This window comes from Arthrobacter sp. NPDC090010 (genome assembly GCF_044748305.1).
In the GTDB taxonomy this organism is placed as follows: domain Bacteria; phylum Actinomycetota; class Actinomycetes; order Actinomycetales; family Micrococcaceae; genus Arthrobacter_E.
Genome location: NZ_JBIVFT010000007.1, coordinates 115,570 through 138,046 on the forward strand (window position 1 = coordinate 115,570; position 22,477 = coordinate 138,046).

A 22,477-nucleotide genomic window follows, 5' to 3' on the forward strand; every position below is an offset into this window, starting at 1 on the left:
CCCCCCAGTGGCGGATGCCGCTCAGTGGTGGAAGGAGCCGCCTTCGCCGGGCTCGGGCAGAGGGCCGGGGGTCTTCTCGAGGAAAGCGACGGCGGTGCGGAGGTCCTCCAGGAAGCTCTCGGCGAGGTCGCGGGTGAAGCCGTTGCGGACCACCACGCGTTGCACCGTCAGATCCGCCATCCCATCCGGCATCGGATAGGCCGGAACCAGCCAGCCGGCCATACGGAGCCGGTCGGAGAGGTGCTGCAGGGTCCAGCCGCCTGCAAAACCCGGCTTCAGGCGCCAAGCGAAGACGGGGATGTCGGAACCGTCGTTCCAGAGCTCGAAAGGTTCCATGGCGCCGATCTCGTGGGCAAGGTAGCGCGCGACGTCGCGGCAGGCTGCATGCACGGCGCGGTAGCCTTCCCGGCCGAGGCGGAGGAAGAGGTAGTACTGGAGGAGTACCTGGGCGCCCGGGCGGGAGAAGTTCAGGGCGAAGGTGGGCATGTCGCCGCCGAGGTAGCTGACGTGGAATACCAGGTCGTCCGGCAGAGCCTCCCGCTCGCGCCACACCACCCAGCCCAGGCCGGGGTAGACCAGGCCGTACTTGTGGCCTGAGGTGTTGATGGACACGACCCGCTGGACGCGGAAATCCCATGCCAGTTCGGGCTGCAGGAACGGCGCCACCATGGCGCCGGAGGCTCCGTCGACGTGGATGGGGATGTCGAGGCCGTTCTTCTTCTGAATCGCGTCCAGCGCCTTGGAGATCTTCTCGACGGGCTCGTACATGCCCGTGTAGGTCACGCCCATGATGGCGACGACGCCGATGGTGTTCTCATCCACGTACTTCTCCAGCTCGTGGCCGTCCAGCACGGGGTGATCCTCAGAGATGGGCACGTAGCGCGCCTCGACCTCGAAGTAGTTGCAGAACTTCTCCCAGCACACCTGGACCGCGGAACTCATGATGATGTTCGGCTTGTCGGTGGGTTTGCCGGCCTCGCGGCGTTCGTGCTGCCAGCGCCGTTTGAGGGCCAGCCCGGCCAGCATGCAGGCCTCGGAGGAGCCGATGGTGGAGGTGCCTACGGACTGTTCCGGATCCGGAGCGTTCCAGAGATCCGCGAGGATACGCCAGCAGCGGTGCTCGATGTCCGCCGTCTTCGGGTACTCGTCCTTGTCGATCATGTTCTTGTCGACCGTCTCGGCATAGAGCTTGCCGGCCTCGGGCTCCATCCAGGTGCCCACGAAGGTGGCGAGGTTCAGCCGGGCGTTGCCGTCCAGCATGGCCTCATCGTGCACGATCTGGTAGGCCGTGGAGGGGAGCGCGACTCCTTCCGGGATGGTGAAGCGTGGGAACTCCGTGGCTTCGCCCGGGCGGCTGAACAGGGGATTCAGTTCGATGGAGGCATCCGAAGCGTCGCTACTGAACGCAGAAGGATGGTGTGAGGTCCTGCGGGGAGCGGTCATAGCCACAGCCTAGGAGAACGGCTTCTGCGGGTGAACCCCTTGGGTCCTGTGGAGTGGCTGCGGATGTTCTGGGAATGGAAAAAGCCCCGCTCCGGAGAGCGGGGCTTTCAGTGGTCGGGATGACAGGATTTGAACCTGCGACCTCTTCGTCCCGAACGAAGCGCGCTACCAAGCTGCGCTACATCCCGATCCGTCACCAGCGGGTTTCCCCGTAAGCAACCCTACAAGGATAGCGGATCCGCGCTGAGTTTCGAAATCGGGGAACGCGGGGTCACATGGGGCCCGATGAACGCCATTCGGCGGGCCCCATGTGACCCCGCGTTCGCGTTTCAGACCAGCGAATTCTGCCAGGCGCCGTGCAGGCTCGCGAAGCGTCCGCCGCCGCGGATCAGTTCCTCAGGGCTGCCGTCCTCCACGACCTTGCCGTCATGCACCACCAGCACGCGGTCCGCGATCTCCACGGTGGAGAGCCGGTGCGCGATGATCAGCGCCGTCCGCCGCTCACCCGGATGCGCACCGTCCGGGGACTGAGCGACGACGCCGGTCGCGTCGTCGTCGTGCTCGCCGCTCAGCAGTCGGGCCAGGCCGTCCTGCACCATGCGTTCGCTGGGGATGTCGAGAGACGAGGTGGCCTCGTCGAGGATGAGCACCGCGGGATTCGCCAGGAACGCCCGGGCGAAGCTGATGAGCTGCCGCTGCCCGGCGGAGACGCGCCCACCGCGCTTGTTCACGTCGGTGTCGTAGCCGTCCGGGAGCGCACTGATGAAACCGTCGGCGCCCACGGCACGGGCTGCTGCTTCGATCTCGTCCCTGCTGGCCCCCGGGCGGCCCAAGGCGATGTTGTCCGCGACGGTTCCACTGAAGAGGAAGGCCTCCTGCGTCACCATGACCACGGCCTTGCGCAACTCGGCGGTGGAGATCCGGGAGAGCTCCACCCCGTCCAGGGTGAGCGATCCGGAACTGACGTCATAGAAGCGGGCGATCAGCTTGGCCAGCGTGGACTTGCCGGCGCCGGTCTGTCCCACCAGAGCCACCGTCTGACCTGCAGGGATGGTGAGGTTCAGCTCGGGGACCACCAGCGGCCCATCGCCGTAGCGGAACTCCACGTCCTTGAACTCGATCCGGCCGCGGGCGTCGGGCAGCGGCACCGGTTCCTTGGGCGGCTGGACCGAGGGCACCTCCTCCAGGAGGCCGGAGACCTTCTCGAGGGCGGCCTGGGCGCTCTGGAAGGAGTTGTAGAACATGGCCATCTGGTCCACCGGCTGGAAGAAGCGTTTGACGGACAAAACCAGCGCCAGGAGCACACCGACCGCGAGTTCTCCGTGCAGCACCCGGAAACCCGCCACGGCCAGGACCACGGCCACCGTCAGATTGCCCAGCAGGACGAGGGCCGGCAGATAGATGCCGTTGAGGTTGATGGACCGGACCGTGACCTTCCGGTACTTCTCCGAGAGGTCGCTGTATTCCTCGGCGTTCTGCTTCTCCTTGCGGAACGCCTTGACGGCGCGGATGCCCGTCATGGTCTCCACGAAGTGCACGATGATCCGGGCGGACACCACACGGGACTCCCGGTAGGCCACTTCGGATCGCTTCTGGTACCAGCGGGTCAGGAAGGCGGCCGGAATGGCCGCCCCGAGCATGATGAGACCGCTCTGCCAGTCCAGGCCGAACACCGTCAGCGCCGTGAAGAACATGAACATCATGCCGGCTGCGAGGGAACTCACTCCGGAGTCCAGCAGATCCCTCAGGGCTTCGAGGTCCGAGGTCTGGCGGGCGATGATCCGGCCGGAGGTGTACTTCTCGTGGAATTCCAGGCTGAGGCGCTGTGTGTGCCGGAACACCCGCAGGCGGAGGTCCAGCAGCATGGCCTGACTGAGCTTCGCGGTACTGGTCACGTAGAGGGCCGTCAGCCAGGCGGTCACGACGGCGGCCCCCAGATACCCGGCGCCGGCCAGCAGCAGCGGAAGGGAATCGCCGTGCAGGAGAGCGGGCAGCGCGCGGTCGATGCCGAACGCGATCAGCGCCGGTCCTGCCGCGTGCGCGGCCTGGGAGACCACGACCATGGCCACCGTGAGCCAGAACCGGACACGGATGGGCCGGATCAAGGATCCGAGGAGGCGCAGAGAACGGGCCCGGACCGCCCGGCTCTCGGCCTTCGCCAGACGGGAGTCGTCTTCATTGGAGGTCCCGAAGCCCGGAGTGGTTGGCCCCGTGGCCGTGTTGCGCGGGCTCATGCGTTCACCTCGTCTTCGATGTCGTCGTCCAGGTCCAGTTCGTCTTCCAGTTCACTGTCCAGGTCCGCAGGCTCGGGGTCGAGGCTGGCGATCACGTAGCGGTAGTGCTCGCTGCGCGCGAGGAGCTCGCTGTGCGTCCCGACGTCGGCGATCCTGCCGTCCTGCAACAGCGCCACACGGTCGGCGAGGGCCACGGTGGACGGGCGGTGCGCCACGATCAGGGTGGTGGTGTCCTTCAGCACTTCACGAAGCCTGGCCTCCACCAATTCCTCCGTTCCCACGTCCAGGGCGGACAGCGGGTCATCCAGGACCAGGACCTTGGGCCGTGCCGCGATGGCGCGGGCCAGGGCGACGCGTTGCCGCTGTCCGCCCGAGAGGCTCAGCCCTTCCTCGCCGATCCTGGTGTCGACACCGTTGGGCAGGGTGTACGCGAAGTGCGCCTGCGCGACGTCGAGCGCTTCCTGCAATGCCGCCGTCGCGCTTTCTTCCGTCGCCGTGATCGCCGGCGGAGCGCCCAGCAGGACGTTCTCACGCACCGAGCTGGAGAAGAGGGTCGTGTCCTCGAAGGCGACGGAGACGATGCTGCGGAGCTCTTCGAGGGAGAAGTCCCGCAGATCCTGACCGTCGATCGTGATGGAACCCGTCGTGACCTCGTACAGGCGGGGCACCAATTGCAGGAGTGCGGACTTGCCGGAACCGGTGATGCCCACCAGCGCCATGGTCTCTCCGGGCCGGATGTCCAGTTCGACCTGGTGCAGGAGGTATTCGGGGTTCTCCTTCTCCAGTGAGTCGGCGAATGCGAAGGACACGTCATGGAAGGACAGGGCGCCGCTGAGCTTTTCCGGCGCGCGGGGCTCCGCCGGGTCTGCGATGGTGACGGGGGAGTCCATGACCTCGAAGTGCCGGTCGATGGCCGACTTGGCCGTCAACGCCATGGAGAGCAGCATCCCGACGGCTTCCACCGGCCCCGCAACCACCGCGGCTGTTGCGAAGAACGCGACCAGTGCTCCGATGCTCAACTGGCCGTCGGCGGTGAGCATCACGCCGATCACCAGCCCGACGCCGAGCGCCAGTTCCGGCAGAAGCGTGGACACCAGCGAGAAGAACGCGAGCTGACGGGCCTTCAGGATCTCCGTCTTGCGCAGTTCCATGGCCTGGGCGTTGAAGCTCTCCAGGGCCTCACGGGATCGCCCGAAGGCTTTGAGGACGCGGATGCCGTGCACCGATTCCTCGACGGCGGTGGCGAGGTCGCCGGCCTGATCCTGGCTCCGGCGGGCCACCCTGAGGAAATTCCGGCGGAAGCGGGTGCCGCTGATGATGATCGGGACGGCTGCGGCGAGGAAGACGAGGGCCAGTTGCCAGCTCATGCTGAACATCGCGACGACGCCGATGATCACGGTGAGACTGGTGACCAGGAGCATGATGGCGCCGAAGGCCATCCAGCGGCGCAGAAAGTTCAGATCCGCCATGGCGCGGGAGAGCAGCTGGCCGGAGCCCCAACGATCATGGAAGTCGACGGCGAGGTCCTGGAGGTGCCGGTAGAGGGAGACCCGCATGGTGTTCTCCACCGTGGTGGCGGGGGTGATGACGAACTGCCGGCGCAGGGCGATCAGGCCGGCTTCCAGGACGCCCAGGCCGAGGACGGCAGCGACGGCGATCCACACCTGGCTTGACGGTCCGCCCGGGTGCAACGAATCGTTGATCAGGACCTTGAGGACCTGCGGGACCGCCAAGGCGACGATGCTCGCCCCGAGAGCTGAGAAAAAGCCCAGGATGAGGCGGGGCATGATCGGCCGCAGGTGCGGATAAAGCCGTCTGAGTGCGTGGAAGAACGTCGTCTGTGTCTGCGCCATGCTGGGTGTCTGCTTCGCTTCCCGAGAGCCGTGCCGTACGTTTCGTTACCCCTGGCAACCAGCCTACGCCGGGGTTTTATGCCCGGGACGGAAGTGAACGCGAGTGGGCGTCAGCCTTTCGGCAGCAGATCCAGCACCACGGCCTCGGGACGGCAGGCGATGCGGTACGGCGCGAAACGGGAGGTGCCGATCCCCGCCGAGACGTTCACCGGCGCCGTGTGCCCCTTGCTCTCCCAATCGTGCAGGCCGCGGGCCCGCCAGGTGGGCAGATCGCAATTGGAGACAAGCGCCCCGTACCCGGGGATGCAGACCTGGCCGCCGTGCGTGTGTCCGGCCAGGATCAGTTCCGAACCGGCCTCGGTCAGAACGTCCAGCGCGCGCTGGTAGGGCGCGTGCACGACGCCGATGCGCAGCGAGGGCGCCGTGGAACTGGCGCTGCCCTGCGGCCAGCCGGTGAACCGCTCCAAGTCCAGGTGCGGATCATCCATGCCGGAGAAATCGAAACGCATCCGGTTGAAGACCAGCGATTGATTGCGGTTGCTCAGATCCACCCAGCCGGCCATGCCGAAGCCCGAGCGGAGCTTCGGCCAGTCGAGCTTGGGGGGCGCTTTCCGCTGCCGGGAGGGCCCGGCGAAGTAGCCGAGAGGGCTCTTCAGGCGGGGTGCGAAGTAGTCATTGGAGCCGGGAACGAACACTCCCGGGTACTCGAGCAGCGGCCGGAGAGCATCGAGCAGGGGATCGATGGCGTCCCGGTGGCTGAGGTTGTCACCGGTGTTCACGACGAGATCGGGCTCGTGTTCCGTCAGGGAACGCAGCCACTCGGCCTTCTTCGTCTGGCCCGGGATGAAATGGATGTCGCTCAGGTGGAGGATGCGGAACGGGGCCGCGCCCTCGGGGAGGATCGCCAGCTTCTCATGCCGGACTCCGAATTGGTTCTTCTCCCAGCTGCCGTACACCAGGCCCGCGGCCCCGGCGACGCCGGCCAGGACCGCGGTCTTGGCCGCGCCAGCGGCGAGGCCGCGCCCGGTGTCCCGGACGCGGCCTGCCAGCGAACTCAGATCAGTCATGATCAAGGCTTCTTCTTGTTGTTGCCGTTGTTTCCCCCGCCGTTGTTGCCACCGGTGTTCCCGCCCGTGCTTCCCCCGTTGTTGCTGCCGCTGCTCGGGCTGTTCGACGGTGTCGGGGCATCCGATTTCTTGTCGTTGTTGCCGCCGTTGCTCGGCTGCTGGGTCTGCACCGGCGGTGGTGCCACATAGGACGTGCCCAGCAGATTGTCCGGCGCGGGATCGAATTCGCCGTGGTCGTAGAGTCCGACCACCTGCTGCATGTACTTGCCCATCTGCGGACCGGCCACGTAGGCGCCGTCGATCCGGGGATAGGTGACGCCATTGACCGTGACGTTCGTTCCCTCGAACAGGTTCGGGTTCCCGAAGACCTGACCGAAGTAGGACGCCGTCACGAGGCCCTTGGTGTAGGCGATGACCCAGGTCTGGCTGTTGGTGTTGTTGGTACCGGTCTTGCCGGCGTTCGGTACGCCGAGCTTCTCCGGGATCAGCACACCTGAACCCTTGCTCATGACATCCTGGAGCACGTTCGTCACCGTCTTGGCGACGTCCGGCTTGATCGCCTCATGGCAGCTCGAGCTCTGCCCCGGGTACTTCTTGCCCTGGGCGTCGGTCACGGAGTCGATGGCGATGGCCTCGCAGAAGGTGCCGTTGTTGGCGAAGGTCGCGTAAGCGCTCGCCATGGTCAGCGGTGCCACTTCGGTGCCACCGAGAATGTTGCCGAGCACGTTCATCTTGAGCTTCTCCGGCTTCTTGACATCGCCGCCCGTCGTATGGACCTGGAGAGCGTCGGTCATCCGCTGGATGTCGCAGAAGTCGTTCAGGCCGGCGGCCGAGGCGAAGGTCGCGGTGTTGATGGAGAGCGTGATGCCCTCGCGCACCGTCATGGGGCGGTATTCATTGCCCTCGGAGTTCTGCAAGGCTTCGGAGCCCTCCACCGCCGGATCATAGAAGCCTGTCACCGGCGTGCAGGTGGTCTTCCAGGGGAAATCGGCAGGATAGACGCGCCGGGAAGCATCCACGTACTCGTCGGTCCGCTTGCCTTCGTTCAGCCAGGCGGCGAGGGTGATCGGCTTCATGGTCGAGCCGGGCTGGAATCCGCCCAGGCCGCCGAGCTGGTTCCCGTTGGCATCGATCCGGTCCACGTTGTAGTTGTAGTCGGTGACGCTCTGAGAACCCTGGTTGTCCACCTTGCGCGAGTTCTGCGCCATGGAGAGGATCTTGCCGGTGCCGGGCTGGACAGTGATGAGCGAAGCACCCCACTTGTCCGGGTTGCTGGCGCCGACGGTCGCATCCGCCTGCTCCTGGGCCGGCTTCTGCAGGCGTGGGTCCAGGGTGGTCTTGATGGTCAGGCCGCCGCGGGTCAGGAGGTTCAGCCGGTCCTGCTCTGTCTCGCCGTAGGCGGGATCGTTCAGGATCAAGTGCTGGACGTAGTCACAGAAATACGGGGCCGTCTTCGAGTACTGGCAGCCCTGATGCGGGATCGTGACCTTGGTGGTCACCGGGGTTTTCACCGCTTCGTCGTGCTGCTGCTTGGTGATCTTGCCGTTTTTCAGCATGGCGTCCAGCACCAGATCGCGGCGCATCTTGGATGCTTCCGGGTTGGTGATCGGGTTGTAGGCCGAGGGGTTGTTCACCAGACCCGCCAGAACGGCGGCTTGCGGCAGCGTGAGGTCCTTCGCCGACGTCGAGAAGAAGTAGCGGGAAGCCGCCTCGATGCCATAAGCATTGGCGTTGAAGAAGACGATGTTCAGATAGCCCTCAAGGATCTGGTCCTTGCTCATCTTCTTCTCAAGCGCGATGGCGAGCTTCATCTCCCGGAGCTTCACACCCACCGTCTTGCTGGCACTGCCGTTGAGCGTCACCTCATCCCCGCGCCCCTCGGAGACCAGGGACTCGTTCAGCACGTTGTTCACGTACTGCTGGGTGATGGTGGAGGCGCCCTGACGGGAGCCGCGGGCCGTCGCCACGAGGGCGCGGGCGATACCGGTCGGGTCGACGCCGCCGTGTTCGTAGTAGCGGGAGTCCTCGATGGAGACCACGCCGTCCTTGACGAAGGGCGAGATGTCCTTCAGCGCGACGCGGGTGCGGTTCTCCGAAAAGAGGGTCGCGATCTCGGAGCCGTCGGCTGCGAGGACACGCGTCGCCTGTCCGGGGGGATTCACGGTCAGTTCGCCGGGCATGTCCTCAAAGAACTGCATGGAACCGCTGGCAGCGCTACCCGTGACAGCCGCGGCCGGGACCAGAAGTCCGGCCACCAGGACCCCACAGATGGCACTGATGCCCAGAAACGCCACGATCTTCCCCAAGACCGTGGCCGTGTCAAATAGCGGATTCTTCGCTTGAGCCATGTTTTCCAGTCTACCGGGAGCCATTACTCTTGACCTCATGAGCAAATGGGAGTACGCGACCGTACCGCTGATCATCCACGCAACGAAGCAGATTCTGGACACCTGGGGCGAGGACGGCTGGGAGCTGGTCCAGGTGGTTCCCGGGCCGGACGGCAACGGTCTGGTGGCCTACCTCAAGAGGGAGAAGGCCTGAGCTATGTCTTCCCACGTCAACGCCGAAAACAGTGCGGTTGAGGCGCGCCTGGCCGAGCTCGGATTGAGCCTGCCGGAGGTCGCGGCGCCGGTCGCGTCGTATGTGCCCGCCATGGTCAGTGGCAGCCACGTCTACACCGCGGGGCAGCTGCCGTTCATTGACGGCAAACTCCCAGTCACAGGAAAGGTCTCCGCCGAGGGGACCGACGATACTGTCTCCCCTGAACGCGCCAAGGAACTCGCCGCCACGAGCATCATCAACGCCCTGGCTGCGGTGAAGAGCGTCATCGGCAACCTGGATCGCGTGACCCGCATCGTCAAGGTGGTGGGTTTCGTCTCCTCAACCCCCGAGTTCACCGGTCAGCCCGCAGTCATCAACGGTGCATCCGAGCTTCTCGGCGAAGTCTTCGGTGAGGCCGGGCAGCATGCCCGTTCCGCCGTCGGCGTCGCCGTCCTCCCGCTGGATGCCCCCGTCGAGGTCGAACTCATCGCCGAGTTCGCCTGAGTCGTCAGAAAAGGCGAGTACGCAGTGCCCCACGCAATGAAGCGACTCTTCGAGTTGCCGGTCCATTTCGAGAACGCCGCGCGCAGCTGGCTTGAGCACGGAGAACGCACCCCTGCGGCTCCCCGGCTGGCCTCCAGCGTCGTGCTGATCAAGGACACCCCGGACGGGATGTCCGTCTGGCTCGGCTACCGGGGGGACTCCTCGCCGCTGGGCGTGGTCTCCTTCCCGGGCGGCTCCGTGGACGAGCACGACGACGACCCCATGCCGTGGCTGGGCCCGTCGCCGGCTCAGTGGGCCGAGTCGCTCGGGACCACCGACGTCGCCCTCGCGCGGCGCCACGTGGTCGCCGCGATCCGGGAGCTCTTCGAGGAGACCGGAGTCCTGCTCGCGGGCCCCGACGCGAGCAGCACGGCCACCGTGACCAATCCGCAGGAGTGGATGGCGGCCCGCGAGGCCATCGCCGCGCACGAGAAGACCCTGGCGGATGTGCTGGACCGCCGCGGTCTGGCGCTGCGCACGGATCTCCTGAGGCCATTGGTCCACTGGCTCAGCCCCGATTTCGCTCACCGCCGCTTCGATACCCGGTACTTCGCCGCCACCCTTCCCCTGGGACAGGAACCGAAGCTGCTGGCCAGCAAGGGGCAGTGGGGCCGTTGGGTCTGTGCTCCCCGGCTTCTGGCCGAACGGAGTGGATCCGCGCTGGGCGATGAGATCGATCAGGACACCACACGCGGCCGGACGCTGGGTCAGCTGCTCGTTCCCGGGGTGGAGATCATCCTGGAGAAGCTGGGCAATGCCAAGGGCTGCGTGGCCTATCTCAGCCACAAGCGGAGCACTCACGCCTACCAGCCGCGGCTGGTGGAGGCGGATGGGCGGCTCCGGCTCGAGGTGGAGCCGCCGAGCCCGCCGGCCACCACGGTCCTGCCGGTGATCCCGCACGACTGAAACCCCTGTACGCGAAAGCGGCCCGTCACCTCGAGGTGACGGGCCGCTTTCGCGTACAGGGCGTTTTCGCGTACAGGCCGCTCTCGCCCACAGGGGTCAGCGGGAACGCTGGCGCAGACGCTGCATGTCCAGGATGACGACGGCGCGTGCTTCCAGACGCAGCCAGCCGCGCTGGACGAACTCGGCCAGTGCCTTGTTGACGGTCTCGCGGGAAGCGCCGACCAGCTGGGCGAGTTCCTCCTGCGTGAGTTCGTGTGCCACGAGGATGCCGTCCGTGGCCGGTCGGCCGAAGCGGTCGGCGAGGTCCAGAAGGGCCTTGGCGACGCGGCCGGGCACGTCGGAGAACACCAGGTCCGAGAGCGAGTCGTTGGTGCGGCGCAGTCGGCGGGCCAGAGCCTGGAGCAACTGGGCGGAGACCTCAGGACGGGTGCGCAGAAGGGAGTTCAGGCTCTCGTTCTTCAAGCCGGCCAGACGGGTCTCGGAGACCGCGGTGGCGGTGGCGGTCCGTGGGCTCGGATCGAAGAGCGCCATCTCGCCGAAGAGCTCGCCCGGGCCCAGGATCGCCAGCAGGGATTCACGGCCATCCGCGGAGGTGCGGCCGAGCTTCACCTTGCCGGAGACGATGAAGTAGAGCTGATCGCCCTGATCACCCTCGCGGAAGACAGACGCGCCACGGGAGAGATCCACCTCGCTCAGCTCATCAGTGAGCAGGCGGAAGGCGTCGTCATCCAATGTCGCGAAAAGCGGTGCCCGGCGCAGTACCTCGATGTCCATGTAATCTCCTCTGAAAGTTGACGCTGAACACATTCTTTCAGAAAATGCCGTCCGATGCTCAGGAGGGGCCCGCGCGCCCCCGGCTGAAGGGGCCACCGTAGGGCTTTCCCGGGAAAATGTCAGGCGCGCTCAGTACGATGGCACAGGTGGAGTTCACGGCCGGTGAACTCCTGAGACAGCCATGAATGGCGTGTCCGAGACCTGTGGAAGGAGATGCGCATGTTCGGCCTGACCGTCCTGGACCTCGTCCTGCTGGCAACGCTGCTCTCCTACGCCGTGTACGGCTTCCGCAACGGGTTCCTCGTCACGGTCGGCGGCATCGTGGGCTTCGCTCTCGGCGCGCTCGCGGCCTTCTTCGCCATGCCCCTGGTCAGCTCGCTCGTCCCGGATTCCCGGTGGCGGCTCACGGCGGTGGTCGCCACTGCCGTCGTACTCGTCGTGCTGGGCAACAGTCTTGGCGCGTCCGTCGGACACCGTATGCGTTCGGCGCGCGCCGCTCGGGCGCTCAGCGGCCTGGACCGGCTTGCCGGGGCTGCGGCCAGCGTCGTGATGACCGCGCTGGTCATGTCCTTGCTGGCTTTCGGGATCAACTCCATGGGCGTGCCCCTCATCTCCCAGCAGGTGGCCAGTTCGCGGGTCATCCGGTTCATCGACGGCGCCACTCCGGCCCCGGTCCAGGGAGCCATGGCCCAATTGCGCTCCAGCCTCATGGGGGAGGGAATCCCCAAGCTGATCGAAGGCGCCCAGCCTTTGCTGACCGGCCCGGCACCCGTCGGTTCGGCGGACACTCCGGCCCTGCAGGCTGCTTCGCAATCGGTTCTGAAGATCACGGGAACCGCCTACCAGTGCGGGCAGAACCAGACCGGCACCGGCTTCGTGGTCTCCCCGGAGCGTGTTGTGACCAATGCTCACGTGGTGGCCGGCGTGAGCGAACCGGTGGTCGAATCCACCAGCGGTGCCGCCCTGGCGGCCCGGGTGGTGTACTTCGACCCCCAGAAGGACCTTGCGGTTCTCGCGGTCAATGGTCTGTCGGCGAACCCGCTGCCCTTGCGTACGAATCTGCCGAGTGGCAGCGAGGCGGCATTCGAGGGCTACCCGCACGGTGGCCCGTTCCAGGCCAAGCCCGCCCGTGTCCAAGGCATCTCCCAGGTGGACATCTCGGACATCTACGGAAGCAACCAGGTCATGAGCGACGTCTACCAGATCGCCGGTGACGTCCAGCCGGGCAACTCCGGCGGTCCGCTGCTGAGCACGGACGGCAAGGTGGCGGGGGTGGTGTTCGCGAAGGCCAGCAGCACCAGCAACGTGGGCTTCGCCATCACCATGGACAACCTCAAGCCTGTCGCCACGCGCGCCCCGACGTTGGACACTCCGGTCTCACCCGGTCAATGCACCAAGAAGTGACCACGCTCGGCGGCTGAGCCTCAGTGCAGACGCCGCCGGATCCCTGCCAGTCGTTCCGTGAAGCCCGGAGGCAGCGGAGACGGCAAGTCATCGACGTCGAACCATCCGATGTGCTTGGATTCCTCGCTGCTCCGGACAGGAGGGGTTCCCGCCGTCAGGGCGACGACGCCGATATCCAGGTGCGAGCTGCAATGCCCGAAGGAACCTGAAAGCTCGTGGTGGTCGAGATCGGCCACCCGGATCCCCTGCAGCTGGGCAGGGGACAGGCCGGTCTCCTCCTCGACTTCCCGCAGTGCCGCCGCTTTGAGCGAATCGTCCCCGTCTTCGAGATGCCCGCCGGGCTGCACCCAGAATCCTCCTTTCCCGTGGAAGAGCAGGAGCAGGCGTCGCAACTCGTCGTCGAAGACGAAGGTGCTCGCCGTGAGATGGGTGCGCAAGGGGTGGCGAGTGAGCACATCCTGACCGTGCGCCAGCCAGGTCCGGAACTCGTTCTGGGCGGAGGCCTCGCGGTCTGTGAGCGGTTCCCAGGAATTGATGGCGTCCGAGGCGGAGTCCAGGAGCGTCACGGAGTCAGGCATCCCGCTCGGCGAGGTAGTCGACGGCGAAGCGATAACCCAGGACTCCCGCGCCGGCGATGACCGCCTCGCAGACGCCTGAAAGGTAGGAGAGGTGACGGAACTCTTCGCGCTGGTGCACATTGGTGATGTGAACCTCGACGGCGGGCAGCGCGACGGCGGCGACGGCGTCACGCAACGCGACGGAGGTGTGCGTGTAGGCGCCGGCGTTGATGACGATCCCGAGAGCGTCCTGCCGGGCGTCGTGGATGGCGTCCACGAGTGAGCCCTCATGATTGGACTGCACCGACCTGATGCTCAGGCCGTGGCGTGCGGCTGCGGCCTCGCAGAGGTGTTCGACATCGGCCAGCGTCGCAGATCCGTACTTCTCGGGTTCGCGGACTCCCAGAAGATTCAGATTGGGGCCGTTGAGCACCAGGATGGTCTTGCGCACGGTGGTGTCGGTCATCTTTTCACAGTAGCCCTCAGCGGGGCCTCTCCGCGAGATGACGCCACTGGTAGCCTCGGGTCATGTCACTTGTACTCGTCACAGGGGCCGCACGGGCCAACAGCATCGCGGCCGGCATCGTCCCGCGGCTGCGGAGCGACGGCTGGGACGTGGTGACCAGCGAACTCGAGTCCGGCGACTATCCCTGCGATCTCTCAGAACCCTCTGCTCCGGGTGCCCTGATCGAGCGTGTGCAGCGTGAGAGGGGCCTGCTGTCCGGCCTCGTCCTGAGCCACGCGCACGACGTCGAATCGGGCATCCTCGACACCACGGCTGAGAGTTTCGATAAACACGTCGCCGTGAATGCCCGGGCCACCCTGCTCCTCATCGCGGCGTTCGCGCGACAGGTCGACGCGGGCGGCGGGGCGATCGTCGCATTCACGAGCGACCACACCACCGGCAACCTCCCATACGGTGCGTCGAAGGGTGCTCTCGACAGGATCGTCATCTCGGCCGCCCGGGAACTGGGACCGAAGCTGATCTCCGCCAATGTCGTGAACCCTGGTCCGATCGACACCGGCTGGATGAGCGATGAGACGCGTGAGTCGTTACTGGCCTATCAGCCGTCGGGAAGGGCCGGAACGCCCAGGGACATCGCGGCCGTCACCTCGTTCCTGCTTTCGGACGAAGGACGCTGGATCAGTGGCCAGCTGCTGCACGCGGACGGCGGTTTTTCCGCGAAATTCTGATTCGCGGGCCGGGCGCCGAAGCGGGATGGATTCAGCCCGGCAGCGGAGCGATGGTCAGTTTCCTGATGCTTTCCTGCAGGGTGCTCCGCGCGTTCTGACCGAGGCCTGGATCGGTGATGAGTTCGTCGGCTTGCTCAAGGGCCGCGATACTGCTGATGCCCTGCACACCCCACTTGGAGTGGTCCGCCACCACCACGAGCTTGCGGCTGGAGGAGATGAACGCCCGGTCCGTTTCAGCCTCCAGCACATTGGGGGTGCTGAAGCCCGCCTGAGCGTCCATGCCATGAACCCCGAGGAAGGTCACGTCCAGATTGATGGTCTTCAGGGCACCGGTGGCGAGTGGCCCCACGAGTGCGTCGGAAGCGGTTCGCTGCCCGCCGATCAGGATCACATCGGTCCGCGAGTTCACCGTGGTGGATCGGTAGAAGATCTCCGCGGTGCGGATCGAGTTGGTGACCACGGTGATCGCCGGGCCCTTGACCAGTTCCTGGGCCAGAGCCCAGGTGGTCGTTCCGGCGCTCAGGCCGACGGCCATGCCCTCGGTGATACGTTGGGCCGCGATACCGGCGATGGCCTGTTTCTCCGTCGTGAACTGTGTGGACTTCAGTTCGAAGCCCGGCTCATGGGTTCCGGCGTCGCCGAGGATCTTGGCGCCACCGTGAATCCTTTCGAGCAGACCGGAGTCACTGAGGGATTCGATGTCGCGCCGGACCGTCATGGCCGAGACCTTGAGCGCGTCCGCCAGATCGGAGACTTTGACGATGCGTTCCTTCTGGACCATTTCCAGGATGGCCTGGTGCCGGGCGGCTTGCAGCATGTGCGACTCGCTCCTCATGATCGTCTCCCTGTATCTGCATGAAGTCTAGTGCGGTGGGGACGGCCCCCTGCGGAGGGCATCGCTCATCCTTTGCTGGCTCCCAGGGTCAGTCCGGCCACGAGCTGACGCTGCAGGAGCAGATAGATGACCAGCGTGGGGATGACGGTGATGACCGCACCGGCGGCGAGCAGGTTGTAGTCGTTGAAGAACTGCCCCTGGAGGTTGTTGATCGCCGTCGTGACCGGCAGCCGGTCACCGTTCTGGATGAAGAGCAGAGGCCAGAAGAAGTCGTTGTAGATGAAGATGACTTCAAGGGTGCCGAGTGCGGCGAAGGCCGGCCGGCAGAGCGGCATGATGATCTCCCAGTACTGCCGCCAGAGGCCTGCACCGTCCACCAGGGCCGCCTCGGTCAGATCGGGTGAGAGGGCTTTCATGTAGTTGGACAGCACGAAGGTGCAGAATCCGATCTGGAATGCCGTATTCACCGCGATCACCGAGATGTAGGTGTTGAGCATATTGCCGGAGTCGCTGATGGCGTAGGGGACCTCGAAGTGTTTCATCATGAGGAACAGGGGCGCCGCGAGCACCTGAGGGGGCAAGAGGTTTCCCGCTGTGAACATGATCAGCAGCGTGATGTTGAACTTCCAGTTCACCCTGCTGACCGCGAATGCCATGAGCGAGGCGAGGAACAAGGTCAGGAACACGGCGGGCACCGTGATGATCACCGAGTTCCAGAAGTACTTCGAGAAGCCGCCCTGGGTCCAGGCCTGGACGAAGTTATCCAGATTGAAAGGTCCCTGGATGCTGAAGTAGCCGTACTGGTTGGTGGCCCAGCTGGGCCGGAGGGCGGTGTACAGCGCCCAGCCGAGCGGCACGAGCCACATGACGGCCATCACCACGAGGAAGAGATGTGTCCCGTAGTGGCGCTTCCCCTTGTTCTTGGCGCGTCCGGCGTCGTTGACGACGACGGCGGCGGACGCGCGGCGTTCGGAGGTGCGGGACTGCGGTGCTGCAGTGCTGCTCACGGCCTGTTCTCCTTTCCGAAGGTGCGGCTGAGGTAGAAGACGATCGGGACCAGGGAGACCACGAGGAGGACGGTGGCCAGCGCTGAGCCGACGCCCAGCACCTGTCCTTCGCCCACGAGGTTCTGGATGACGAGCGCGGAGATGAGTTCCAAGCCGTTGGTGCCGCGGTTGATGACGTAGACGACGTCGAAGGCGCGGAGGGATTCGATGATGGTGATGACCACGATCACGATGTTCACGGGTTTCATGGCCGGGAAGACCACGCGGAAGAAGGTCTGGAATGCGTTGGCTCCGTCAATGGCGGCGGCTTCGCGAAGACTCGGGTCGACTCCCTTCAGGCCCGCCAAATAGAGCAGCATGACGTAACCGGCATGGCGCCAGGTGGCGGCGACGAGTGCGGCCCAGATGTTCACCGAGGAGTCGCCGAACCAGTCGACGGCCTCCGGTTTTCCGGCCGTCCCGAGCAGGAAGTTCAGCAGGCCGTTGTCCCGCTGGTAGAACAGCTGCCAGATGACTCCCACGAGGGCGAGCGAAAGCATGACCGGGGCGAAGAAGATGCTCTGGTAGATCTTGGTCCCGCGGATGTTCTGGTCGAGGAGAACCGCCAGGAGCAGGCCGATGGGGGTCGCGATGACCGCGAGGAAGAACAGCCAGAGCACGTTGTGCTGGATGGCGGGCCAGAACGGCGGATAGTCCTCGACGATGAAGCGGTAGTTGTCCAGCCCCGCCGGCTTCATGTCGGCGAAGTCGAGCCCGTTCCATTTGACGAAGCTCAGGCCGATCGAGAACAGCGTGGGAAGCCAGACGAAAACGAGCTGGATGAGTGTTGGGACGGCCACCATCGCGCTGAGGACGGCGATGTCGCGGCGGCTCAAGCGGCGGACCCGGCCCGATGCCTTCTTGGTGGTCCTGACACTCTTCCGGGATTCTGTGGGAGAGGTGGTCATGGGGGTCTCCTTGCGAGGGTGGCCGGGCCGGACAGTGGCGGTCCGTCCCGGCCACCCGGGGGTGCGTGGGCTATTGGGCCGAGTAGAGGGCCTTGGCCTGAGCCTCGAGGTTCTTGACGTCCACGCTGCCGTCCTTGAGGAAGGCCTGGAGAGCCGGGATCATCACGTTGTTGGCCATGGCGGGAAGAGCGTCACGGTCGAAGAACTGCGTGATGGATTTGGCGTTGGCGATGACGTCGGCGCACTTCTTGTTGAGCGGGGTGAAGCCGCTCAGATCGGAGCCCTTCGCCGTCTGGATGTTGGACGGGTCTCCCTTGTAATAGGTGTCCTGTCCCTCGGGTGTGCCCATGTACTCCATGAAGTCCTTGGCCGCCTGGTTGTCTCCGCCCTTCTTGGAGAGCAGGAAGCCGTCGATGGGTGCCTCCACGGCCTCCTGGCCTTCCATGGCGACTTCCGGGAAGGGGAAGAAGTCGATGTCCTTCAGCACTTCGGGGTCGGTGAACTGCTGGGTCACGAACGACCCGAGCAGATACATGCCGGTCTTCTTCGCGGACAGGGCCTTGGCGGCATCCTGCCAGGTCTGGCCCAGGGCGGCCGGGTCCTGGAAGGGCAGGAGGGCCTTCCAGGTGTCGAAGACGTCGCTGACCTTCTTCTGGTCCCAGGACTCCTTGTGGGCGCAGAGGTCCACATGGAACTGGTACCCGTTCAGACGCAGGTTCAGATAGTCGAAGGTGCCCATGGCGGGCCAGCCGTCCTTGTCGGCGAAGCCGATGGGGATGATGCCGTCGGCCTTCATCTTGGCGCAGAGCGTCTTGAGCTGGTCGAAGGTTTGGGGAACCGCGTAACCCTTGGCCTCCCAGACGCTCTTCCGGTAGAAGAATCCCCATGGGTAGTTGTAGTTGGGAACGAAGTACATCTTGCCGTCGGGCCCGGTGGACGCCTTCTTGAGGGCATCCGAGTAGTTGCCTCCGATCTTCCCCCAGACGTCGTCGATGGGTGCCAGCAGGCCTTTGCCCGCGTAGTACTGCATGCGGTAGCCGGCGAACCACGTGAAGGCATCGTCGGGGGAGCCCTGAAGGTAGGAGTTGATCTTGTTCTGGAAGTCGTTGTGGGGGACCGTGTTGATGGTGACGGTCTTGCTGGACTTCTTCTGGAATGCGGCGATGGTGTCCGCGAGCGCCTTCTTCGGCACTTCGTCGGAGAGGCTGGATCCGAGAGAGAAGGTGGTGGCGGACGAGCCGCCGCCTGACGGTCCCGAGCCGCCGGTGCAGGCGGCCAGCAGTGGAACGCCCGCGATGCCCGCGGCACCGATTGCGAAGGATTTGAGGACGGTACGACGTGGGGCGATGACGCTGTCGACCGGCACATGAGGCTGTGGCATTTTTTTGCTCCTTCAATAACCCATTGCCCTTGTGATGTGCGCCACACTAGCACCGAATAGAACAAAAGTGAACAAGAAATAACCTTGACAAACATAAAGATTCAGAAACGCGCGCCGGGCGGGATTGCCGGAATCGTTCTGGAGGGCTGGTGGCTTCGCTGAATCTACACGTGTAGCTTCTGGCGTGGCAATGAAAATCTGGATCGAAGAATGAATTTTCGAGATTCGTTGACTCGAGTAGAAGTAGCTGCGACACTCGTGGACATGACTCAGATCAGCCCGTTCTCCCTGGGAATCGTCGGCGCAGGCCAGTTCTCCGGTCAGTTCTCCAAATTGTTCAAAGCCCACCCCTACGTCTCGGACGTGTACGTCACGGATCTCCTCCCGGACCGCGCCGAGGCGCAGGCGGACCGCCAAGGGCTCAGCGGCACCTTCGGCAGCTTCGAGGAGATGCTCGCGAGCGACGTCGATGCCGTCGCGATCTTCACGCAGCGCTGGACGCACGGACCGCTGGTGGTCCAGGCTCTCCGTGCCGGCAAACACGTCTACTCGGCGGTTCCGATGGCGATCTCCGAGGACGAGATCGCCGCCATCATCGACGCCGTGCGGGACACCGGTCTGACGTACATGATGGGCGAGACCAGCTACTACAACCCCGCCACGATCTACGCCCGCGAACGCAAAGCCGAGGGCGCTTTCGGCCGCATCTTCTACGCCGAAGGCGACTACGTGCACGACATGGATCTCGGTTTCTACGCCGCCTACCAGTACAGCGGCGGCGAGGAGTGGCAGAAGACCGCCAGCTATCCGCCGATGCTGTACCCGACCCACTCCCTGGGCGGGGTACTCGGCGGCATCGGCGGGCATGCGATCAGCGTGAGCTGCATCGGTGTCCGTGATGACCGCGGTGACGGAGTTTTCGATCGCGAGATCAGCATGTTCGACAACGACGTCTCGAACGCCACGGCACTCTTCGAGCTCGACGGCGGCGGCAGCGTGCGTATCAACGAGTTCCGCCGGGTGGGTTATCCCTCCCATCTGCGGGAGAGCCGCTTCCGCTATTTCGGCACCGAGGGCAGCTTTGAGCAGCTCGTCGAGACGGCCGTCTGGCAGGACAAGGAAGGCTTCACCGACGTCAGCGATCAGATCAAGACCCTGCCCAGCATCCCGCTGGACGATCCGTCCCTTGCGGACGTCGACCCCGCACTCCGCGATGCCTTCGTCTCCGGACTGGCCCCGGTCCACGATGCGAGCCGTCTGCCTGAGCCGCTCAGGGCATTGCCGAGCGGGCACGAAGGCAGCCATTCCTTCCTGGTGGACGACTTCGCCACAGCGGTCGCCACCGGAACCCTGCCACCCGTCAACGCCTGGGTCGCCGCTCGGTTCACACTGCCGGGGATCGTGGCGCACCGCTCGGCACTGCACGGTGGGGAACGGCTTCCCATCGACGATTTCGGCGATGCTCCGGAGGCCCTGGGGACACCCGGAACCGGTGCCGCCCACAGCTAGCATGGTGGCTATGCCGGACCTCTCCGCTTCACCCCGACCTGTTGTCACACGCAAGGACGTCGCCCGTTTGGCGGGCGTCAGCACCGCCGTCGTGAGTTACGTGGTCAACGGTGGGCCGAAGAACGTGGCGCCGGCCACGGAAGAGAAGGTCCGGCAGGCCATCGCGGCGCTGGGCTACCGGCCCAACGCCGCGGCCCGGGCGCTCAAACTCGGGTCGACCGAGACACTCGGAATGATCATCCCCGAGGTGACCAACCCGTTCTTCGCATCCCTTGCCAAGGCCGTTGAAGCGGAAGCCGCGCGACGCGGTTATGCCCTCCTGATCGCCAACTCCGGAGGATCGCTCACCCGGGAGCGGCAGCTGCTCGGCACCTTCGCCGCCCGGCGAGTGGACGGCGTCTTCCTCAGCAGTGTGCTCATGGAACCGGATCTGTCCGAGGCCCGGCGCTACGAAACCCCCGTGGTGCTGCTCAACCACAGCTCGGGTCCCACAGATCTCGACTCGATCGGTGTGGAGTTCGGAGAATCGACCCGCCAGGCCGTTCTGCACCTGGCCGGCCACGGACACCGGGAGATCGGCCTGGTCATGGGCTTGAATGTGGGAGGCGAGCTCGACGCGCGGGAGGCCGGCTGGCGGTCAGGCCTGGAGGCTGCAGGGCTTCCGGACGGTCCGGTGTTCCGCTGCCCCTTCGACCGGCAGGGAGGCTATGAGGCCGGGCTGCGTTTCCTCGCGGCCGCGCACCGGCCCACGGCGCTCTTCCTCAGCAACGATCTCCAGGCGGTCGGCTTCCTGCGTGCGATGCACGAAGCGGGAGTCCGTGTCCCGGAGGACGTGGCGCTTTTCTCCTTCGACGATTCAGAGGAATCCGGTTTCACCTGGCCGCCACTGAGCACCGTGGCCCAGCCGGTGCCGGCCATGGCGGAGGCCGCCGTCGCCGCCCTCGTCGAGCCTGAACAAAGCGGTGCCGTCCGGACCCTTCTCCTGCCCGGAACCCTGGTGTTGCGCCGCTCCTGCGGCTGCAGTCCGTTGCCGTAACGAACTACCGGCGGCGTGCCGGGCTGTGCGAATCTCGGAAGAGGGCCCACAGGACGGAGGACGGATGAACCGCGGGTACAGCCATATCGTCATCGGTGCGGGAGCGATCGGCGCCGCCGCGGCGTACTGGCTCTCGGATGCTCCCGGGACGAACGTCCTGGTCCTGGAACAGGACGAGCTGGCGGGCACCCGAAACTCCTCGGGCGACGTCTCCCGGATCATCCGGCATGCCTATCACAGCACCGCCTACACCGCTCTGACCCGCGCCATGTTCCAGAGCTGGGACGAGGTGGAGCAGGACGCCGGGATGCGGCTGTATCTGAAGACCGGAGGGCTCGATCTGGCGACTGCGGACGCCGGCAGTCTCGCCTCCTTGGATGCTTATCGTGCGGCGCTCGCCGCTCAGGGCATCCCCTTCGAAGACCTCGATGCCGAGGAGATCAGACATCGCTGGCCGCAATGGGTCATCGAGGACGACGTCACCGGGATGTTCCAGGAGGACGGTGGTCTCATCGACATCCGCGCGAGCGTCTCGGCTCATCTGTCCCTCGCCAGGGCCCGGGGAGCGGAGCTGCGCCCGCACACCCGGGTGACCGGCATCCAGGTGCATTCCGGCAGCGTCACGGTGCAAACTACCGCTGGTGAGTTCCACGGCGAACACCTCGTGGTGGCCGCAGGATCCTGGCTGGGCGAGTTGATGCCGGACCTCGGACTGAATTACCGGCTCACCCTGTCCCAGGAACAGGTCAGCTACTTCAGCACACCCCTGCTGAGAGACTTCACCCCGGAGAAGTTCCCCGTCTGGATCTTCCACGGGCAGCAGGACTACTACGGTTTCCCCGTCTATGGCGAGCCGGCGGTGAAGATCGCCCGCGACATGCGGGCGCGTTTCATCGAGAGCAGTGACCGGGTCTTCGAAGGGGATGACGAGGAGGCGGCGTTGCTGGAAGAGTTCCTCCAGCAGTGGCTGCCTGCCGCCGTCGGGCCCGTCCACGCCAATAGGACCTGCGTCTATGACATGCCTCCGGACCGCGACTTCGTCCTGGACACCGTTCCGGGAGCGCCCCATGTGGCGGTGTTCAACGGCGCCGGACACGCTGGGAAGTTCGCCTCCCTCATGGGGAGGATCCTCGCAGACCTTCTCACCGCCGGGCGCACAGCTCATCCCATCGAGGCGTTCTCGCTCCGGCGTCCCGCCATCACGGACCCGGACTTCGTCCCCACCTTTCATCTCACGCACTGACCC

20 protein-coding genes and 1 tRNA gene are annotated in these 22,477 nt (G+C 65.5%); 8 read left to right on the forward strand and 13 right to left on the reverse strand.

Annotated features, from left to right (window positions below):
* Nucleotides 1-21: 21 nt before the first annotated feature.
* The 6 genes from ACIPXZ_RS11830 to ACIPXZ_RS11855 all read right to left on the reverse strand — a co-directional run bounded on the left by ACIPXZ_RS11830 (nt 22) and on the right by ACIPXZ_RS11855 (nt 8,945).
* Nucleotides 22-1,443 carry a glutamate decarboxylase gene (locus tag ACIPXZ_RS11830; RefSeq protein ID WP_400594259.1) on the reverse strand — a complete coding sequence of 474 codons (1,422 nt, stop codon included), beginning with the start codon at nt 1,441-1,443 and terminating at the stop codon, nt 22-24.
* Nucleotides 1,444-1,554: 111 nt separating this feature from the next.
* A tRNA-Pro gene (locus ACIPXZ_RS11835) sits at nt 1,555-1,631 on the reverse strand.
* A 141-nt stretch (nt 1,632-1,772) separates the two neighbouring features.
* The gene (locus ACIPXZ_RS11840) at nt 1,773-3,677 is read right to left on the reverse strand and encodes an ABC transporter ATP-binding protein (protein ID WP_400594261.1); all 1,905 of its coding nucleotides are present in this window, start codon (nt 3,675-3,677) and stop codon (nt 1,773-1,775) included.
* Nucleotides 3,674-5,530: an ABC transporter ATP-binding protein gene (locus ACIPXZ_RS11845; RefSeq protein ID WP_400594264.1), complete on the reverse strand. Its 1,857-nt coding sequence runs from the start codon at nt 5,528-5,530 to the stop codon at nt 3,674-3,676. Before ACIPXZ_RS11845 ends, ACIPXZ_RS11840 begins: the two co-directional genes overlap by 4 nt.
* Nucleotides 5,531-5,640: 110 nt before the next feature.
* Nucleotides 5,641-6,597, reverse strand: a complete 957-nt coding sequence (locus ACIPXZ_RS11850; RefSeq protein ID WP_400594267.1) for a metallophosphoesterase — start codon at nt 6,595-6,597, stop codon at nt 5,641-5,643.
* Nucleotides 6,598-6,599: 2 nt separating this feature from the next.
* The gene (locus tag ACIPXZ_RS11855; RefSeq protein WP_400594270.1) at nt 6,600-8,945 is read right to left on the reverse strand and encodes a transglycosylase domain-containing protein; all 2,346 of its coding nucleotides are present in this window, start codon (nt 8,943-8,945) and stop codon (nt 6,600-6,602) included.
* Nucleotides 8,946-8,982: 37 nt separating this feature from the next.
* On the opposite strand from ACIPXZ_RS11855, the gene ACIPXZ_RS11860 reads away from it, so the two are divergent.
* The 3 genes from ACIPXZ_RS11860 to ACIPXZ_RS11870 are packed head-to-tail and all read left to right on the forward strand — an operon-like array spanning nt 8,983 to nt 10,587.
* On the forward strand, nt 8,983-9,138 hold the full coding sequence (locus tag ACIPXZ_RS11860) for a DUF4177 domain-containing protein (RefSeq protein WP_278267337.1): 156 nt from the start codon (nt 8,983-8,985) through the stop codon (nt 9,136-9,138).
* Nucleotides 9,139-9,141: 3 nt separating this feature from the next.
* The gene (locus ACIPXZ_RS11865; protein WP_400594273.1) at nt 9,142-9,642 is read left to right on the forward strand and encodes a RidA family protein; all 501 of its coding nucleotides are present in this window, start codon (nt 9,142-9,144) and stop codon (nt 9,640-9,642) included.
* Between the two features lie 24 nt (nt 9,643-9,666).
* Nucleotides 9,667-10,587, forward strand: coding sequence for an NUDIX hydrolase (locus ACIPXZ_RS11870; protein WP_400594275.1), 921 nt, complete (start codon nt 9,667-9,669; stop codon nt 10,585-10,587).
* A gap of 96 nt (nt 10,588-10,683) precedes the next feature.
* Here ACIPXZ_RS11870 and ACIPXZ_RS11875 read toward each other — a convergent pair whose 3' ends face one another.
* Nucleotides 10,684-11,361: a Crp/Fnr family transcriptional regulator gene (locus tag ACIPXZ_RS11875; RefSeq protein ID WP_400594277.1), complete on the reverse strand. Its 678-nt coding sequence runs from the start codon at nt 11,359-11,361 to the stop codon at nt 10,684-10,686.
* Nucleotides 11,362-11,580: 219 nt separating this feature from the next.
* On the opposite strand from ACIPXZ_RS11875, the gene ACIPXZ_RS11880 reads away from it, so the two are divergent.
* Nucleotides 11,581-12,765 (forward strand): MarP family serine protease, encoded by a 1,185-nt coding sequence (locus ACIPXZ_RS11880; RefSeq protein WP_400594279.1) that lies wholly within the window; start codon nt 11,581-11,583, stop codon nt 12,763-12,765.
* A 20-nt stretch (nt 12,766-12,785) separates the two neighbouring features.
* Here the strand turns inward: ACIPXZ_RS11880 and ACIPXZ_RS11885 are convergent, their stop codons facing one another.
* On the reverse strand, nt 12,786-13,343 hold the full coding sequence (locus tag ACIPXZ_RS11885) for an NUDIX hydrolase (protein WP_400594282.1): 558 nt from the start codon (nt 13,341-13,343) through the stop codon (nt 12,786-12,788).
* Nucleotides 13,336-13,788 carry a type II 3-dehydroquinate dehydratase gene (gene aroQ / locus ACIPXZ_RS11890; RefSeq protein ID WP_400594284.1) on the reverse strand — a complete coding sequence of 151 codons (453 nt, stop codon included), beginning with the start codon at nt 13,786-13,788 and terminating at the stop codon, nt 13,336-13,338. Before aroQ ends, ACIPXZ_RS11885 begins: the two co-directional genes overlap by 8 nt.
* A gap of 62 nt (nt 13,789-13,850) precedes the next feature.
* On the opposite strand from aroQ, the gene ACIPXZ_RS11895 reads away from it, so the two are divergent.
* A complete protein-coding gene (locus ACIPXZ_RS11895; RefSeq protein ID WP_400594287.1) occupies nt 13,851-14,516 on the forward strand; it encodes an SDR family oxidoreductase in 666 nt (221 codons plus the stop codon).
* Nucleotides 14,517-14,547: 31 nt separating this feature from the next.
* Here the strand turns inward: ACIPXZ_RS11895 and ACIPXZ_RS11900 are convergent, their stop codons facing one another.
* From ACIPXZ_RS11900 to ACIPXZ_RS11915, 4 genes are all read right to left on the reverse strand, one after another.
* Nucleotides 14,548-15,333: a DeoR/GlpR family DNA-binding transcription regulator gene (locus ACIPXZ_RS11900; protein ID WP_400594587.1), complete on the reverse strand. Its 786-nt coding sequence runs from the start codon at nt 15,331-15,333 to the stop codon at nt 14,548-14,550.
* 83 nt (nt 15,334-15,416) lie between these two features.
* Complete coding sequence (locus tag ACIPXZ_RS11905; RefSeq protein ID WP_400594290.1) at nt 15,417-16,358, reverse strand: carbohydrate ABC transporter permease; 942 nt, start codon at nt 16,356-16,358, stop codon at nt 15,417-15,419.
* Nucleotides 16,355-17,305 carry a carbohydrate ABC transporter permease gene (locus ACIPXZ_RS11910; RefSeq protein WP_400594292.1) on the reverse strand — a complete coding sequence of 317 codons (951 nt, stop codon included), beginning with the start codon at nt 17,303-17,305 and terminating at the stop codon, nt 16,355-16,357. The genes ACIPXZ_RS11905 and ACIPXZ_RS11910 overlap by 4 nt, the downstream gene beginning before the upstream one ends.
* Before the next feature lie 70 nt (nt 17,306-17,375).
* Nucleotides 17,376-18,686, reverse strand: coding sequence for an ABC transporter substrate-binding protein (locus tag ACIPXZ_RS11915; protein ID WP_400594295.1), 1,311 nt, complete (start codon nt 18,684-18,686; stop codon nt 17,376-17,378).
* Nucleotides 18,687-18,950: 264 nt separating this feature from the next.
* On the opposite strand from ACIPXZ_RS11915, the gene ACIPXZ_RS11920 reads away from it, so the two are divergent.
* The 3 genes from ACIPXZ_RS11920 to solA all read left to right on the forward strand — a co-directional run bounded on the left by ACIPXZ_RS11920 (nt 18,951) and on the right by solA (nt 22,474).
* On the forward strand, nt 18,951-20,195 hold the full coding sequence (locus tag ACIPXZ_RS11920; RefSeq protein ID WP_400594298.1) for a Gfo/Idh/MocA family protein: 1,245 nt from the start codon (nt 18,951-18,953) through the stop codon (nt 20,193-20,195).
* Nucleotide 20,196: 1 nt separating this feature from the next.
* The gene (locus tag ACIPXZ_RS11925; protein WP_400594301.1) at nt 20,197-21,231 is read left to right on the forward strand and encodes a LacI family DNA-binding transcriptional regulator; all 1,035 of its coding nucleotides are present in this window, start codon (nt 20,197-20,199) and stop codon (nt 21,229-21,231) included.
* Between the two features lie 64 nt (nt 21,232-21,295).
* A complete protein-coding gene (solA, locus tag ACIPXZ_RS11930; RefSeq protein ID WP_400594304.1) occupies nt 21,296-22,474 on the forward strand; it encodes an N-methyl-L-tryptophan oxidase in 1,179 nt (392 codons plus the stop codon).
* Nucleotides 22,475-22,477: the final 3 nt, after the last annotated feature.

What these genes read in the sequence shown, in the direction of transcription:
- ACIPXZ_RS11830 (WP_400594259.1), bottom strand. Translation starts at nt 1,443, where the DNA reads ATGACCGCTCCCCGCAGGACCTCACACCATCCTTCTGCGTTCAGTAGC.
- ACIPXZ_RS11840 (WP_400594261.1), bottom strand. Translation starts at nt 3,677, where the DNA reads ATGAGCCCGCGCAACACGGCCACGGGGCCAACCACTCCGGGCTTCGGG.
- ACIPXZ_RS11845 (WP_400594264.1), bottom strand. Translation starts at nt 5,530, where the DNA reads ATGGCGCAGACACAGACGACGTTCTTCCACGCACTCAGACGGCTTTAT.
- ACIPXZ_RS11850 (WP_400594267.1), bottom strand. Translation starts at nt 6,597, where the DNA reads ATGACTGATCTGAGTTCGCTGGCAGGCCGCGTCCGGGACACCGGGCGC.
- ACIPXZ_RS11855 (WP_400594270.1), bottom strand. Translation starts at nt 8,945, where the DNA reads ATGGCTCAAGCGAAGAATCCGCTATTTGACACGGCCACGGTCTTGGGG.
- ACIPXZ_RS11860 (WP_278267337.1), top strand. Translation starts at nt 8,983, where the DNA reads ATGAGCAAATGGGAGTACGCGACCGTACCGCTGATCATCCACGCAACG.
- ACIPXZ_RS11865 (WP_400594273.1), top strand. Translation starts at nt 9,142, where the DNA reads ATGTCTTCCCACGTCAACGCCGAAAACAGTGCGGTTGAGGCGCGCCTG.
- ACIPXZ_RS11875 (WP_400594277.1), bottom strand. Translation starts at nt 11,361, where the DNA reads ATGGACATCGAGGTACTGCGCCGGGCACCGCTTTTCGCGACATTGGAT.
- ACIPXZ_RS11880 (WP_400594279.1), top strand. Translation starts at nt 11,581, where the DNA reads ATGTTCGGCCTGACCGTCCTGGACCTCGTCCTGCTGGCAACGCTGCTC.
- ACIPXZ_RS11885 (WP_400594282.1), bottom strand. Translation starts at nt 13,343, where the DNA reads ATGCCTGACTCCGTGACGCTCCTGGACTCCGCCTCGGACGCCATCAAT.
- aroQ (WP_400594284.1), bottom strand. Translation starts at nt 13,788, where the DNA reads ATGACCGACACCACCGTGCGCAAGACCATCCTGGTGCTCAACGGCCCC.
- ACIPXZ_RS11895 (WP_400594287.1), top strand. Translation starts at nt 13,851, where the DNA reads ATGTCACTTGTACTCGTCACAGGGGCCGCACGGGCCAACAGCATCGCG.
- ACIPXZ_RS11900 (WP_400594587.1), bottom strand. Translation starts at nt 15,333, where the DNA reads ATGCTGCAAGCCGCCCGGCACCAGGCCATCCTGGAAATGGTCCAGAAG.
- ACIPXZ_RS11910 (WP_400594292.1), bottom strand. Translation starts at nt 17,305, where the DNA reads ATGACCACCTCTCCCACAGAATCCCGGAAGAGTGTCAGGACCACCAAG.
- ACIPXZ_RS11915 (WP_400594295.1), bottom strand. Translation starts at nt 18,686, where the DNA reads ATGCCACAGCCTCATGTGCCGGTCGACAGCGTCATCGCCCCACGTCGT.
- ACIPXZ_RS11920 (WP_400594298.1), top strand. Translation starts at nt 18,951, where the DNA reads ATGACTCAGATCAGCCCGTTCTCCCTGGGAATCGTCGGCGCAGGCCAG.
- ACIPXZ_RS11925 (WP_400594301.1), top strand. Translation starts at nt 20,197, where the DNA reads ATGGTGGCTATGCCGGACCTCTCCGCTTCACCCCGACCTGTTGTCACA.
- solA (WP_400594304.1), top strand. Translation starts at nt 21,296, where the DNA reads ATGAACCGCGGGTACAGCCATATCGTCATCGGTGCGGGAGCGATCGGC.